12 protein-coding genes are annotated in these 13,837 nt (G+C 68.6%); 5 read left to right on the top strand and 7 right to left on the bottom strand.

Going from position 1 to position 13,837, the window contains the following annotated elements; genetic code table 11:
* Positions 1 to 168: 168 nt before the first annotated feature.
* The gene (htpX, locus tag O0J73_RS17925) at positions 169 to 1,035 is read right to left on the bottom strand and encodes a protease HtpX (RefSeq protein WP_005410387.1); all 867 of its coding nucleotides are present in this window, start codon (positions 1,033 to 1,035) and stop codon (positions 169 to 171) included.
* A gap of 93 nt (positions 1,036 to 1,128) precedes the next feature.
* On the opposite strand from htpX, the gene gluQRS reads away from it, so the two are divergent.
* The 3 genes from gluQRS (at position 1,129) to phaR (ending at position 3,536) form a co-directional block, all read left to right on the top strand.
* On the top strand, positions 1,129 to 2,049 hold the full coding sequence (gene gluQRS, locus O0J73_RS17920) for a tRNA glutamyl-Q(34) synthetase GluQRS (RefSeq protein ID WP_308309284.1): 921 nt from the start codon (positions 1,129 to 1,131) through the stop codon (positions 2,047 to 2,049).
* 17 nt (positions 2,050 to 2,066) lie between these two features.
* On the top strand, positions 2,067 to 2,807 hold the full coding sequence (phbB, locus tag O0J73_RS17915; RefSeq protein ID WP_004153822.1) for an acetoacetyl-CoA reductase: 741 nt from the start codon (positions 2,067 to 2,069) through the stop codon (positions 2,805 to 2,807).
* A gap of 183 nt (positions 2,808 to 2,990) precedes the next feature.
* A complete protein-coding gene (gene phaR / locus O0J73_RS17910) occupies positions 2,991 to 3,536 on the top strand; it encodes a polyhydroxyalkanoate synthesis repressor PhaR (protein ID WP_308309285.1) in 546 nt (181 codons plus the stop codon).
* 74 nt (positions 3,537 to 3,610) lie between these two features.
* Here the strand turns inward: phaR and O0J73_RS17905 are convergent, their stop codons facing one another.
* From O0J73_RS17905 to O0J73_RS17880, 6 genes are all read right to left on the bottom strand, one after another.
* On the bottom strand, positions 3,611 to 4,573 hold the full coding sequence (locus O0J73_RS17905) for a TraB/GumN family protein (protein ID WP_004153823.1): 963 nt from the start codon (positions 4,571 to 4,573) through the stop codon (positions 3,611 to 3,613).
* A 1-nt stretch (position 4,574) separates the two neighbouring features.
* Entirely contained in the window at positions 4,575 to 5,504 is a 930-nt protein-coding gene (locus tag O0J73_RS17900) for a DUF1684 domain-containing protein (protein WP_308309283.1), read from the bottom strand.
* Between the two features lie 11 nt (positions 5,505 to 5,515).
* A complete protein-coding gene (mutL, locus tag O0J73_RS17895) occupies positions 5,516 to 7,420 on the bottom strand; it encodes a DNA mismatch repair endonuclease MutL (RefSeq protein WP_308309282.1) in 1,905 nt (634 codons plus the stop codon).
* Between the two features lie 121 nt (positions 7,421 to 7,541).
* Complete coding sequence (locus O0J73_RS17890) at positions 7,542 to 9,104, bottom strand: N-acetylmuramoyl-L-alanine amidase (RefSeq protein ID WP_197564186.1); 1,563 nt, start codon at positions 9,102 to 9,104, stop codon at positions 7,542 to 7,544.
* A gap of 82 nt (positions 9,105 to 9,186) precedes the next feature.
* Entirely contained in the window at positions 9,187 to 9,669 is a 483-nt protein-coding gene (gene tsaE, locus O0J73_RS17885) for a tRNA (adenosine(37)-N6)-threonylcarbamoyltransferase complex ATPase subunit type 1 TsaE (protein ID WP_308309281.1), read from the bottom strand.
* Positions 9,666 to 11,150 carry an NAD(P)H-hydrate dehydratase gene (locus O0J73_RS17880; protein ID WP_308309280.1) on the bottom strand — a complete coding sequence of 495 codons (1,485 nt, stop codon included), beginning with the start codon at positions 11,148 to 11,150 and terminating at the stop codon, positions 9,666 to 9,668. The genes tsaE and O0J73_RS17880 overlap by 4 nt, the downstream gene beginning before the upstream one ends.
* Positions 11,151 to 11,173: 23 nt before the next feature.
* Here O0J73_RS17880 and queG point away from each other — a divergent pair, with 23 nt between their 5' ends.
* Together queG and xseA are read left to right on the top strand one after the other, a co-directional pair.
* Positions 11,174 to 12,244 carry a tRNA epoxyqueuosine(34) reductase QueG gene (queG, locus tag O0J73_RS17875; RefSeq protein ID WP_308309279.1) on the top strand — a complete coding sequence of 357 codons (1,071 nt, stop codon included), beginning with the start codon at positions 11,174 to 11,176 and terminating at the stop codon, positions 12,242 to 12,244.
* A gap of 44 nt (positions 12,245 to 12,288) precedes the next feature.
* Entirely contained in the window at positions 12,289 to 13,620 is a 1,332-nt protein-coding gene (gene xseA / locus O0J73_RS17870) for an exodeoxyribonuclease VII large subunit (RefSeq protein WP_308309278.1), read from the top strand.
* Positions 13,621 to 13,837: the final 217 nt, after the last annotated feature.

Genomic DNA, 13,837 nt, shown 5'->3' with positions numbered 1-13,837 from the left:
GCGCAGCACCGGCTCGCGGCCGGCGGCGTGTTTCTTTGGTTACTTTCTTTGCACGAGCAAAGAAAGTGACACCCCTCCGCGGTCGCGGAAATGACTCTCGCCGGCGCGCAAACAACAACGCCCGGCGCGAGGCCAGGCGTTCCTGCACTACCGTGAAAGTACGGAGGCTTACGCCACCGTCGACGCCCGCAGCGCGGCAATGCGCTCTTCCAGCGGCGGGTGGCTCATGAACAGCTTCTTCGCCGTCGAACCAGCAATACCGAACGCGGCAATCTGGGTCGGCAGCGTGCTCTGGCCGTGGTTGAGCTGCAGGCGCTCCAGCGCGGCGATCATCTTCTGGCGGCCGGCCAGCGAGGCACCACCCGCGTCGGCACGGAACTCACGGTGGCGCGAGAACCACATCGAGATCATGGTGGCGAACAGGCCGAACACCATCTCCAGCACGAACACGATAATGTAGTAGGCGAAGCCACGGCCGCCGCCTTCGCGGTTGCCCGATAGCGCGCTGTCGATGATGCCGCCGACCACGCGGGCCAGCACGATCACGAAGGTGTTCAGCACGCCCTGCAGCAGCGCCATGGTGATCATGTCACCGTTGGCGACGTGGGCGATCTCGTGGCCCAGCACGGCTTCGGCCTCGTCTTCGCTCATGTTGTGCAGCAGGCCGGTGGACACCGCCACCAGCGCGTTGTTGCGGTTGGCACCGGTGGCGAAGGCATTGATTTCCGGGCCTTCATACACCGCCACTTCCGGCATGCCGATGCCGGCGGCCTTGGCCTGGCGTTCGACGGTGGCCAGCAGCCAGCGTTCGGTCTGGTTGCGCGGCTCGGTGATCACCACCGCGCCGGTGGAACGCTTGGCCATCCACTTGGACAGCAGCAGCGAGATGAAGGAGCCACCGAAGCCGAAGATCGCGGCCATCACCAGCAGGCCACTCATCTGGCTTGGATTGACCCCGAGCAGCGACATCACGATGCTGGCGAGGATCAGGACCGCGAAGTTGGTCGCCAGGAACAGGGCAATGCGGGTAAACATGGGAAAATCCGGCTCGGAAGGGGTCGATACCGGTCAATTTGCGGTGTGGTCAGCTTGAATTCAAGCGCCAACCTGACCGACGATTCAGCCAGCATGACCTCCCCCATTCCCTGTGGCCGCTTCGCGCCCTCGCCGACCGGCCTGCTCCACCCCGGTTCCCTGCTCGCCGCGTTCGGCAGCTGGTTGCTCGCCCGCCATCACGGCGGCCTGTGGCGGCTGCGCATCGAAGACGTTGATCCGCCCCGCACCGTACCCGGTGCAGCGGATTCGCAACTGCAGGCACTGGCCGCGTTCGGCCTGGTCCACGATGGTCCAATCCTCTGGCAGAGCACGCGCGGCGGGGCCTACCAGGCCGCACTGGATGTGTTGCTGGCCAGTGACCTGGCCTTCGTCTGCCACTGCAGCCGCAGCGAACTGGCCGCCAGTGGCGGCATCCACCATCGCTGCGTCGCAAGGCAGGCTCGACCGGACCCCGCCGTCCGCTTCCGTGTGCCGGCCGGCAGCGTCGTGCAGTTCGATGATGGACTGCGTGGCCCGCAGCAGCAGGACGTGCATGCCGAGGTCGGCGACTTCGTGCTGCGCCGTGCCGACGGCTGCTGGGCCTACCAGCTGGCGGTGGTGGTCGATGATGCCGCGCAGGGTGTGACCGAAGTGGTGCGCGGCGCCGACCTGCTCGACTCCACCGCGCGGCAGATCCTGCTGCAGCAGGCACTGGGGCTCGCGGTGCCGCGCTACTGGCACCTGCCGCTGCTGCTGGATGCGCCGGGCCACAAACTGTCCAAGTCGCTGGCGGCGCTGCCGGTGGACACTGCGCGCCCGCTGCCGGTGCTGCGCCAGCTCTGGCAGCTGCTCAGCCAGGCCCCTGCGGCGCTGGAGCAGGCACACGATCTGGATGCCCTGCTGGCCTCCGCGCAACGGGCCTTCGACCCGGCGCGCCTGCCGCGCACCGACATCCTGCTGCCGCCCGGCGCACTTTCCGCGCCGATGTTGCAGAATCCCCCTTCCCCCACCTGATACCCGGACAGCATTCCATGACATCTCGCGTCGCACTGGTCACCGGCGGAACCGGCGGCATCGGTACCGCCATCTGCCAACGCCTGGCCGACCAGGGCCACCGGGTCGCCACCAATTACCGCGACGAAGCCAAGGCGCGCGCGTGGCAGCAGGCAATGTCCGAACGCGGCTATGCGGTATCGATCTTCCCCGGTGATGTCTCCGACCCCGACAGTGCCGAAGCGCTGGTGCGCGCGGTCGAGGCCGAGCTGGGCCCGGTCGAGATCCTGGTCAACAACGCCGGCATCACCCGTGACACCACCTTCCATCGCATGCGCGTGGACCAGTGGCACGATGTGATCAACACCAATCTCAATTCGGTGTTCAACGTCACCCGCCCGGTCATCGAGGGCATGCGCCGCCGCGGCTGGGGCCGGGTCATCCAGATCAGCTCGATCAACGGCCTGAAGGGCCAGTACGGCCAGGCCAACTACGCCGCCGCCAAGGCCGGCATGCATGGCTTCACCATCTCGCTGGCCCGCGAGAACGCGGGCTTCGGCATCACCGTCAACACCATTTCGCCCGGTTACGTGGCGACCGATATGGTCATGGCGGTGCCGGAGGACGTGCGCGCCAAGATCATCGCCGACATCCCCACCGGGCGTCTCGGCAAGCCGGAGGAAATCGCCTACGGCGTGTCCTTCCTGGTGGCCGACGAGGCCGCGTGGATTACCGGCAGCAACCTGGATATCAACGGCGGCCACCACATGGGCTGGTAAGCCGCGCAGCGGGCCGTCACGGCGAACGCCGTCAGCCCCTGCCAAGAGTCATGCTGCGCAGCACGCAAACCCTTGCTGCGCAACATGATCGCCGCCGAAAGCCAAGCCTGGCGGGGGCTGAGGCGGTTGCAACGGCTGCTGCACTGCGCCATGCTGCGCGTCTACTGTGACGAGTACCGCTTCATGGCTGCGACCCGCATCATCAAGAAGTATCCGAACCGCCGTCTCTACGACACCGAGATCTCCAGCTACATCACCATCGAGGACGTGCGCCAGCTGATCCTGGACGGTGAAGACTTCGAAGTCCGCGACGCCAAGAGCGGCGACGACCTCACTCGATCGGTCCTGCTGCAGATCATCGCCGACCAGGAACAGGACGGCGAGCCGATGCTGTCCACCCAGCTGCTGAGCCAGCTGATCCGCTTCTACGGCGATTCCCTGCAGGGCTTCATGGGCAATTACCTGGAGCGCAGCATGCAGGTCTTCCTCGACCAGCAGCAGCAGTTCCGCCAGCAGATGGGCAACCTGCTGGGGCAGACCCCGTGGGCGATGATGAACCAGCTGACCGAGCGCAACCTGGAGCTGTGGCAGGAATTCCAGCGCAGCATGGGCAGTGGTTTCGGTGGCCCGCGCCCGGGCGGCACCGGAACGGGTACCGGCACCGGCTCCAGCACCGGCAACAAGCCCAACGAACCGGGAAGCAGCACCGGCGGCAAGACCCGCCGCTGAGCCATCAGCGCAGTGGATACGAAAACGGCGCGCCCTGGGCGCGCCGTTTTTCATTGCATGGCGCCCGCGATGCGTCAGCGCTTGGCCCTGCACCCCGTGCACACGCGCTCGACCTTGTAGCCCTTGGCCTTCAGCTTCTCGACCACGCCATCGTTGCCGAGCAGGTGCAGCGTGCCGACCACCACCAGCGTTCCGCCCTGCCCGGCCTGCAGGTACGGCAGCAGCTTCGGCACCCACGCGTCATTGCGGCCGGTGTTGATGCGCTGGTAAAGCTGCGGATACTGCTGGCGCATTTCCGCCGCCATCTTGGTCCACAACAGGCGCTCATCCCCCCGGCGCCAGGCATCGTGCAACAGGCGCGCCTGCTCATCGCCCTTGCCCGCCTGATCGAGCGCCTCGGACAACATCTGCCGCTGCTCCTGCACCGTCATGCCATCGAGCATGCCGATCTGCGTATCGATGTCTTCCAGGCCGGCCGTCTTGCGGCCGGTCTTCTGCGCGCGCTCCATGAAATGCCGATCCAGGCCCAGCGCCGGGTCCAGGCCCAGCTTCTGCATCTGCCCGATCGAAATGCTCAGGCCGACGAACCAGGGCTTCATGCCCTGCATCTGCGCCAGCGGCAGCGCGTTCTGCGCCGCGAACGCCTGCAGCTTCTGCCAGGTGGCCGCATCCAGGTCGCGCTTGAGTTCGCTGCCATCGGTGCGGACCGCCGCCTGCACCATGCGGCTGGCCAGTTGCGGCGACTGCATGTCCTCCGGCGAGAGCTCGAACACGATGCGCTGCGAGGCCTCGAAGGCCTGTTCGACATCCGGCGACAGCGGATAGTCCTGCGGTTTCAGCAGGTGGAACGAACCGAGCAGATAGAGGCGCGAATCGCCTGGACCGGTCACTTTCCACAGCAGCGGCACCGGTGGCTTGGCAGCGGCGGTCGCGGCAGCGGCCGGCTCGGCGGCAGGCGCATTGCGCGCCGCAACCAGCGGTGCGACCGCGCAGGCCAGCAGCAGGGTAGCGGCACGGAACAGGTCTCTGATCGGCATTTCAGCCTTCTCCTTCAGGCAGGTGGTAGGCCTTCTCGCCTGCTTCCACGCGCAGGTCCAGCCGGTTTTCCGGTGGCGCCAGCGGGCAGGTCGCGTAGGCGGTGAATGCACACGGCGGGTTGTAGGCACGGTTGAAATCGATGCGCACCGTGCCGTCGGCAGCGGGTGCATCGGTGTCCAGGTAGCGGCCGGCCGGATAGCTGCCGCGGCCACTGGTGCGGTCGGCGAAGATCAGGAAAAGCGGCTGCCCGGGGGCACCGATCGCTTCCAGACGCCAGTTGCGGCCATCGCGCTGGAACTCGACCGCGCCCGCATTGGGCATCTCGGTGGTCAGGCCGGTGATGTCGACGATCGGCAGCGTCTTGCCCGGCGGGTGCGCGATGAAGCGTGCCTGCACCTGCCAGCCGGGGCCACCCGGCCAGTACTCCAGGCCAGCGAAATCGCGGCGTGCCGGCGCATCGGCGTGCTTGACCCGCAGTGCATCGCGCGGCCCGCGGCGGATGATGCTGAGCTGGCCCTTGCCAGCGTCGAAAGACAACAGGGTCGGCTGTGCATCCTTGTCGGTGTCGACGCGGATACGACCGCGTACCGGTTGGCCCTCATGGCTGACCTCGGCACCGGCTTCCGGCGTGAACCACCACTGGGTACCCTCACGGCGCAGCAGGCCCAGCTTGCCCGGACCGACCGCCAGGCGGATGCCGTTGGTGGCGCCGCTGCCGACGAAGTGCGACTTGTTCTGCAGCCAGTGCAGGCCGACCAGCGCCGTCCAGCCATCGGGCCGGGTCAGGTCCTGGTAGCGCGCCACGCGCCATTGCTGCTGCGCGGCGGCAAAGGCCGGATCTTCAGTGACCGTCGGCGCCGGCGGTGTCGCCGGGCTGCAGGCAGCCAACACCATGGCGGCCAGCAGGCCGCCCATTCCCCGATAACGCATCGATGCTCCCCTCAACGTCCGCGCAGGAACCAGCGGTCGATCTCCGCCAGCGAAAAACGGGCCCAGGTCGGTCGGCCATGGTTGCACTGGCCGGACCGCTCGGTGATTTCCATGTCGCGCAACAGCGCGTTCATCTCTGGAACGGTCAGGCGCCGATTGGCACGCACCGCGCCATGGCAGGCCATGGTCGACAGCAGTTCGTCGCGCGCACTCGCCACGCGCCGGCTCTGGCCGTGTTCGCGCAGGTCGGTCAGCACATCGCGCAGCAGCCCTTCCGGCTCGGCATGCGCCAGCAGCGCCGGAATGCTGCGCACATGCAGCGAACCGGGGCCGGCACGGGTCACTTCGAAGCCGAGCGCGGCCAGCGTTTCGGCTTCGCTTTCAGCGGTGTCGGCCTCGCGCTCGCCCACGGCAAGGGTGATCGGCACCAGCAGCGGTTGCGACTGCAGGCCGATGCCATCGTGCGCATTCTTCAGGCGCTCGTAGCCGATGCGCTCATGCGCGGCGTGCATGTCGACCACGATCAGGCCTTCGGCATTTTCGGCCAGGATGTAGATGCCGTGCAGCTGCGCGATCGCATAACCCAACGGCGGCACGCCCGCATCGGCGCTGGTCACCGGCAGTCCATTCTCGCTCGGCATCGGCGGCAGCGTCGCCCCGCGTTCGGCACCGGACGGTGCGGCATACAACGCGGCGTAGGCGGCCGGGGCGTCAGCCACCTGCAGGCCCAGCGGCTGCTGCGGTCGCCAGCCTGAGAATCCCCCCCCGCCACCCGAGCCGGAACCCGGCGCAGGACCGCGCACCAGCCCGAATCCAGAAGCGCCGGAGTTGGACGCCATCGGTGTCGCGGCCGCATCCACCGGATGGGCAGGACCGGCGCCGATCTCCTGCGCCGACATGCCGGCACGGGTGTCGGCCAGCGCGTCCTTCAGCGTGCGGTAGACGAAATCATGGACCAGCCGCGAATCACGGAAGCGCACCTCGTGCTTGGCCGGATGCACGTTGACGTCGACCCGGGTCGGGTCCAGTTCCAGGAACAGCACGTAGGCCGGTTGGCGACCGTGGTACAGCACGTCTCCGTAGGCCATCTTCACCGCGTGGGCGACGCTGCGATCGCGCACCGAACGGCCGTTGACGTACAGGTACTGCTGGTCGGCACTGGCACGCGAATAATGCGGCTGCGCGATCCAGCCATGCAGGCGCAGGCCGGCACCGCTGTGGTCCACGCGCACGGCCTGGTTGGCGAAATCTTCGCCCAGCGTTTCGGCCAATCGCGCATCGGAATACAGGTCGCCCGGCTTGTAGCGCCGCGAGGCCTTGCCGTTGTGCGACACACGCAGTTCGACATCCGGCCGCGCCAGCGCCAGCGAACGCAGCCACTCCTCGATATGGCCCAGTTCGGTGCGCTCGGCGCGCAGGAACTTGCGCCGCGCCGGCACGTTGTAGAACAGTTCGCGCACTTCCACGGTGGTACCCGGCGCATGCGCACGCGGAGTGACTTCGCCGATCTTGCCGCCTTCGATCTGCAGCGCGGAACCATGCTCGTCGTGCGCGCGGCGCGAGGCCAGGGTGAAGCGGCTGACCGAGGCGATCGACGGCAGTGCCTCCCCCCGGAAACCGAGCGTGGCCACCGACTCAAGATCGTCCAGATCGGCGATCTTGCTGGTGGCATGGCGCGATACCGCCAGTGGCAACTGCTCCGGCGCGATGCCGCTGCCGTTGTCACGGATGCGGATCAGGCGCACGCCGCCTTCTTCAAGATCGATGTCGACGCGGCTGGCGCCGGCATCGATCGCGTTCTCGACCAGTTCCTTGACCACGGACGCAGGACGCTCGACCACTTCGCCAGCGGCGATCTGGTTGATCAGGATGTCCGGCAATGGCCGGATCGGGCGCGGATGGGCAGCAGACGTCATGCAGGGATGATAGCGGAGCGGCCCAGGGTAGAGGCGAGCCATGCTCGACTGACGGGTTACCGGCAAGGCCCAGTCGAGCGCGGCTCGACTCTACAGAAAGCAGAAACCCGCTTTCGGCGGGTTACTTGCTGCCGCCGGCCATGGTGCCTGCGGCGTCGATCTCGGCCTGGGCACGGGCCGCGTACAGCGTGCCCGGCGGCGGCTGGCGGCTGAAGAAGGTGTGCACGCCATCGAGTACCGCACCGGCGATCTTGCGCTGGTAGGCCGGGTCGATCAGGCGGCGCTCTTCATCCGGGTTGGAGATGAACGCGGTTTCCACCAGCATCGCCGGCATGTCCGAGGTGCGCAGCACCGCGAAGTTGGCACGCTCGATGTTCGGCTTGTGGTTGTTGCCGATCCGCTTCAGGCCGCCCAGCACGTGGCCGGCCGCGTCCTCCGATGCCTTCATGTAGCCGCTCTGGGCCAGGTCCAGCAGCACGTTGGCAAGCGTGCCTTCGGTCTGCTGCAGGCGCACGCCACCGACCAGGTCGGCCGCGTTTTCCTTGTCTGCCAGCCAGCGCGCACGCTGCGAGGATGCGCCCTTGGTCGACAGCACATACACCGACGAACCGGTGGCCGAACGGTTTTCGGCCGCATCGGCGTGGATCGAAATGAAGATGTCGGCCTTGTTCGCACGCGCCTTCTGCGCACGCATCGGCAGCGGGATGAACACGTCGCTGTCGCGGGTCAGGTAGGCCTTCAGGCCCGGCGTCGCGTTCACCTGGCGCGCCAGCTCACGCGCCACCGCCAGGGTGACATCCTTCTCGCGCTTGCCGGTCGGGCCGATCGCACCCGGGTCCTGGCCACCGTGGCCCGGATCGATGGCCACCACCAGGTGGCGCATGCCAGCCTGCATGCGGATGCGCGACGCATCGCTGGGCATGGCCGGGCGTGGCGGTTCCACTGGCGTTGGCGCCGGCGCGGGCACCGTGGCCGGCGGCGTGGTCACCACCGCGGCAGTGCGCTGGCCAGCGAGGATCGCGGCCGGTGAAGAGGACGGCGTGCTGCTGGCCGCGGTACCTGCCGCGGCCACCTGTGCCGGTGCCGTGGACGGTGCCGGCGTCGGCGTGGCCGGGGTCGCTGCAGCGGCGCTGGCCTGCTGCTGCACCTGCGCGGTCAACAGTGCGGTGGCGCGCGCGGCATCGTTGCGCGACTGCGCGCTCTCGGCCGCGGTCGGCGCAGGCGTGCTGACGGGCGCCTGTGGCTGCACCGCCGGGGTCACCGCCGGCCGGCTGGCGGCCACGGCCGGGCCATCGCCCGGCCATTCGATCACCAGCTTGGATTCATTGCCCTCGCGCTGCATCTGCGGGCGGAACGGCGCCACCGATTCAGCGAGGTCGAAAACGACACGGAACGTCCCCGGGACCGGCTGCCCGGTACGCACTGCAGTAACCACGCCCTGCGCGGCCGGCATCTTCAGGTTGCGTATGGCGCTGGAGTCCGGGAAATCGACCACCAGGCGGTTCGGGCCCGCCAGCGACAGGGTCTTGTAGCCGCCACTGCCGACCAGCGAGATCTCGGCACGGGTGCCGGTCGCGCCGGTATTCAACAGGACCTGGCGGACTTCACCCGCCCACGCACTGACGCTCGCCAGACCCAGTCCGACGGCGGCACAGATGGCGATGAGACGGTTCCCCGGGCGCATGGCTCAGGATTCAATCACCGCGCTGAACGGAATGCAACACCTTTTTCCTTAATAATCCGTAACCTGCCGCTGTTTGTTCTCGTCAGCCGACAGAAATGGCCTGCAAGTCGCCCCCCTGAGGCAGCCGCGCCAGCCATTCACGTCCCGCGTCGCTGGCCCCAGTGAGACGAACACGACGCCCCTTGCCCTCGATTTCCAGCGCTACCACCAGATCGGTCGGCGGTAGCGCACCGCCCCCGCGCTCGGGCCATTCGACCAGCCACAACACGGCACTGCCCTCGTCCAGGCCGAGAAAATCGAGCTCGCCGGCCTGGCCGATGCGGTACAGGTCCAAGTGCCATGCCTCGCCGCCACTGGCCAACGGGTAGCGCTCGACCAGGGTATAGGTCGGGCTGCGGATGGCGCCCTGCACGCCCAGTGCGCGCAGCAGTGCGCGGGCAGTGGTGGATTTGCCGGCGCCGAGGTCGCCGCGCAGCTCGATCAGCGCCTGCGGCGGCCGCGTCGCCGCCAGCCACTGCCCGAGCAGTTCGGTGGCATCGCTGTCGGCAAGGAAGAATTCGGTCATGGAGAGAGGTCCGGATTGGCCAGTCGCCGCAGCGGCGCCAGCAGGTCAGTAGGAAGCAGGCCACGCGCGCCATCGGCGGCAGCGGCATCGCCGGCGAGTGCGTGCAGCAAGGCGCCGGCCGCGGCCGCGTCGAACGCGGCCAGGCCCTGCGCGCGCAGGCTGGCAATGATGCCGGTGAGCAGGTCGCCCATTCCGCCCACCGCCATGCCGGGGTTGCCCGCAGCGATCAGCCTTGGCGTCTGCCCGGGTGCCGCCACGATGCTGCCCGCGCCCTTCAGCACCACCACGGCGTGGAAGCGCTCGGCCAACGCCTGCGCGCTGGCGTAGCGGTTGGCCTGGATGTCAGCGCTGCTGCAACCAAGCAGGCGCGCGGCCTCGCCCGGGTGCGGGGTGAGGATCGCGTCCGGCAACGCGCGGGGATCCTGCGCCAGCAGGTTCAGTGCATCGGCATCGACCACCAACGGCTTGCCACACGCCAGCACCCGCGCAAACAGCGCGCGCGCCCATTCGTCCTGGCCCAAGCCGGGCCCGATCGCCACCACCGTCGCCCTGTCCAGCAGCGCCGGCAGCGCATCGCCGTCTTCCAGCGCATGGGTCATCGCCTCCGGCAGGCGCGCCAGCAAGGGGCCGACGTGATCGCGACGGGTACCCAGGCTCAGCAGGCCGGCGCCGGCACGCAACGCGGCTTCGGCCGCCATCGCGATGGCGCCGCCGCTGCCATGGTTGCCGCCGACGCACAGCACGTGCCCGGATTCGCCCTTGTGGGTGTTTGCACGGCGCGGTGGCAGCAGTGCCTTCAAACGGTGGCCGGTCCAGCGCTGCGCGCTGGCCTGGATACCGTCCCAGGCCTGATCAGGCAGTTCGAGTGGCGCCAGCCGGCGCTGGCCGACCTGCTCCAGCGCATCACCGGTGTACAGGCCTCGGTGGCACGCGATGAACTGCAACGTGACATCGGCCTTCACCGCCACGCCGGGCACACATCCGCTGTCGGCATCAACGCCACTGGGCGCGTCCATCGCCAGTACCGGCCCACGCGCCGCATTGAGGGCCTCGATCAGCGCCCGGGCCGTGCCGGACGGCGCCCGGTCCAGGCCAAGCCCGAACAGTGCGTCCACATAGACCTCAGCGTCCGGCAAATGGCCATCGAACTCGACGACACTGCCACCAGCCGCCGCAAAGTCCGCTGCAGCCTGCACCGCCAGCACCGTGGCGGGCGCCCTGCCAGGCAGCATGACCACCTGAACCTGGCGCCCCGACCGCAGGGCATGGCTGGCCAGCACGTAGCCGTCGCCGCCGTTGTTGCCGGCACCGACCAGCACGCATAGCTGGAGGGCCTCCGGCCACTGCTGCAGCAGGCACTGCCAGCCGGCCAGACCCGCCTGGGCCATCAGGCTCCAGCCACCATCTCCGGCCAGCGCCGATGCGCGCCCATCGAGCGCGCGCGCCGCTTTGGTATCGAACAGAAGGGAAAGATCGGGCATGCAGGGATTTTATACTGGTGCACATGTCCACCGTCCCCGCCCCTGTCGATCCGGCCCAGGCCGTGCAGCGCATCCGTGAACTGGCCCGTGCGCATGGCTTCCAGCGCTGCGGCATCGCCGGCATCGAGCTGGGCGAGGATGAGGCGCACCTGGCCGACTGGCTGGGCCAGGGGCTGTACGGCACGATGGACTGGATGGCGCGCCACGGCACGCTGCGCGCGCGACCGGCCGAACTGCTGCCCGGCACCGTGCGGGTGATCTCGGTAGGCATGGATTACAGCCACAAGGACGACACCGAGGCCTGGGCGACCCTGGCCGACCCGGGCCGCGCCTACGTGGCGCGCTATGCGCTGGGCCGCGACTACCACAAGCTGATGCGCAACCGCCTGCAGAAGCTGGCCACGCAGATCAACGACGAGGTGGCACCGCTGGGCTACCGCGTCTTCGTCGATTCGGCGCCGGTGCTGGAACGCGCACTGGCGCGCAACGCCGGGCTCGGCTGGATCGGCAAGCACACCTGCCTGATCGACCGTCACGGCGGCTCGTGGTTCTTCATCGGTGAGATCTACATCGACATCCCGCTGCCTATCGACGCGCCGGCCACCGCCCACTGCGGTACCTGCACGCGCTGCATCGACGTGTGCCCCACCCAGGCCATCATCGGCCCGCAACGGCTGGACGCGCGGCGCTGCATCTCGTACCTGACCATCGAGCACGACGGCGCCATCCCCGAGGATATGCGGCCGCTGATCGGCAACCGCATCTATGGCTGCGACGATTGCCAGCTGGTCTGCCCCTGGAACAAGTTCGCCAGGCGCACCGACGAAGCCGATTTCCGCGCACGCAACCAGCTTGATACCGCGCGCCTGGACCAGCTGTTCGCCTGGGACGAAGCCGAGTTCCTGCGCCGCACCGAGGGCAGCCCGATCCGCCGCAGCGGTCATGAGCGTTGGCTGCGCAACATCGCGGTGGCGCTGGGCAATGCGCCTGCGTCCGCAGAGGCATTGGCTGCACTGCACACCCGCATCGACGATCGCTCGCCGCTGGTGCGTGAGCATGTGCAGTGGGCGCTGGGGCAGCACGCGGCGCGCTGACGTGCGATCCTGAGCCCCCGTTCCACCCGCGCCACGCCGTTCCCATGCAGCCACGCAACGACGACATCTTCACCCCCAGCCAGCTCAACACCCTGGCCCGCGATCTGCTGGAAGGCAGCTTCCCGGCGATCTGGGTGGAGGCCGAACTGGGCAGCGTGGCGCGCCCTGCCTCCGGGCACCTGTATTTCACCCTGAAGGACGCGCGCGCGCAGCTGCGTGCAGCCATGTTCCGGATGAAAGCGCAGTACCTGAAGTTCGTGCCGCGCGAAGGCATGCGCGTGCTGGTGCGCGGCAAGGTGACCCTGTACGACGCCCGTGGCGAGTACCAGATGGTGCTGGACCACATGGAGGAAGCCGGCGAAGGCGCACTGCGCCGCGCGTTCGAGGAGCTGAAGGCACGCCTGGAAGCCGAGGGCCTGTTCGACCCGTCACGCAAGCGGCCGATGCCGGCGCATGTGCAGCGCCTGGCGGTCATCACCTCGCCCACCGGCGCCGCCGTGCGCGACGTGTTGAGCGTGCTGGGCCGCCGCTTCCCGCTGCTGGAAGTGGACCTGCTGCCGACCCTGGTGCAGGGCAGCAGTGCTGCGGCGCAGATCACCCGCCTGCTGCAGGCCGCCGATGCCAGCGGCCGCTACGACGTGATCCTGCTGACCCGCGGTGGCGGTTCGCTGGAAGACCTGTGGGCGTTCAACGATGAAGCGCTGGCCCGCGCCATTGCTGCCAGCCGCACCCCGGTGGTATCGGCGGTAGGCCACGAGACCGACTTCAGCCTCAGCGACTTCGCTGCCGACCTGCGTGCGCCGACACCGTCGGTGGCCGCCGAACTGCTGGTGCCGGACCAGCGCGAACTGGCGCTGCGACTGCGCCGCACCGCGGCGCGCATGGTGCAGCTGCAACGGCACGCGATGCAGCAGGCCATGCAGCGCGCCGACCGTGCCCTGCTGCGCCTGAACGCGCAGAGCCCGCAGGCCCGCCTGGACCTGCTACGTCGCCGCCAGCTGGACCTCGGCCGGCGCCTGCACGCGGCATTCAACCAGCAGCAGGAGCGCCGCGCCGCGCGCCTGCGTCATGCCGCGGCGGTGCTGCGCGGGCACCATCCACAACGACAGCTGGATGCGATGCAGCGCCGCCTGGCCGCCCTGCGCGGGCGTCCGCAGATTGCGATGCAGCGCCTGCTGGAACGCGATGCACTGCGCCTGCGCGGGCTGGCACGCTCACTGGAAGCGGTCAGCCCGCTGGCGACCGTGGCGCGTGGCTACAGCATCCTCACCCGCAGCGACGATGGCGCCCTGGTGCGGCACGTTGGCCAGGTGCAGCCGGGTGACGCGTTGCAGGCCCGCGTCGGCGACGGCGTGATCGACGTGCAGGTCAAGTAAAGGGGTGTTCGGCAGGGCTGCGCCCTGCACCTGCCGAGGCTTCAAGCCAAGGCAACGTCAACGTCAACGTCAAAAGCGAGCATTCCGTCGGATGGCGGGGCGGTGTCGGAGTGCGGGGACGCCGTAAACCCGTCCATGGGGGCTTGGCAGCCGCATCCATGCGGCTGACACCCCGCACTCCGACACCGCCCCACCCCTGACAATTGCCTGGAGCTGT

The sequence above is a fragment of the Stenotrophomonas sp. Sm6012 genome, from assembly GCF_030985895.1.
Taxonomy (GTDB): domain Bacteria; phylum Pseudomonadota; class Gammaproteobacteria; order Xanthomonadales; family Xanthomonadaceae; genus Stenotrophomonas; species Stenotrophomonas forensis.
This window is presented reverse-complemented; position numbering and strand designations above follow the sequence as displayed.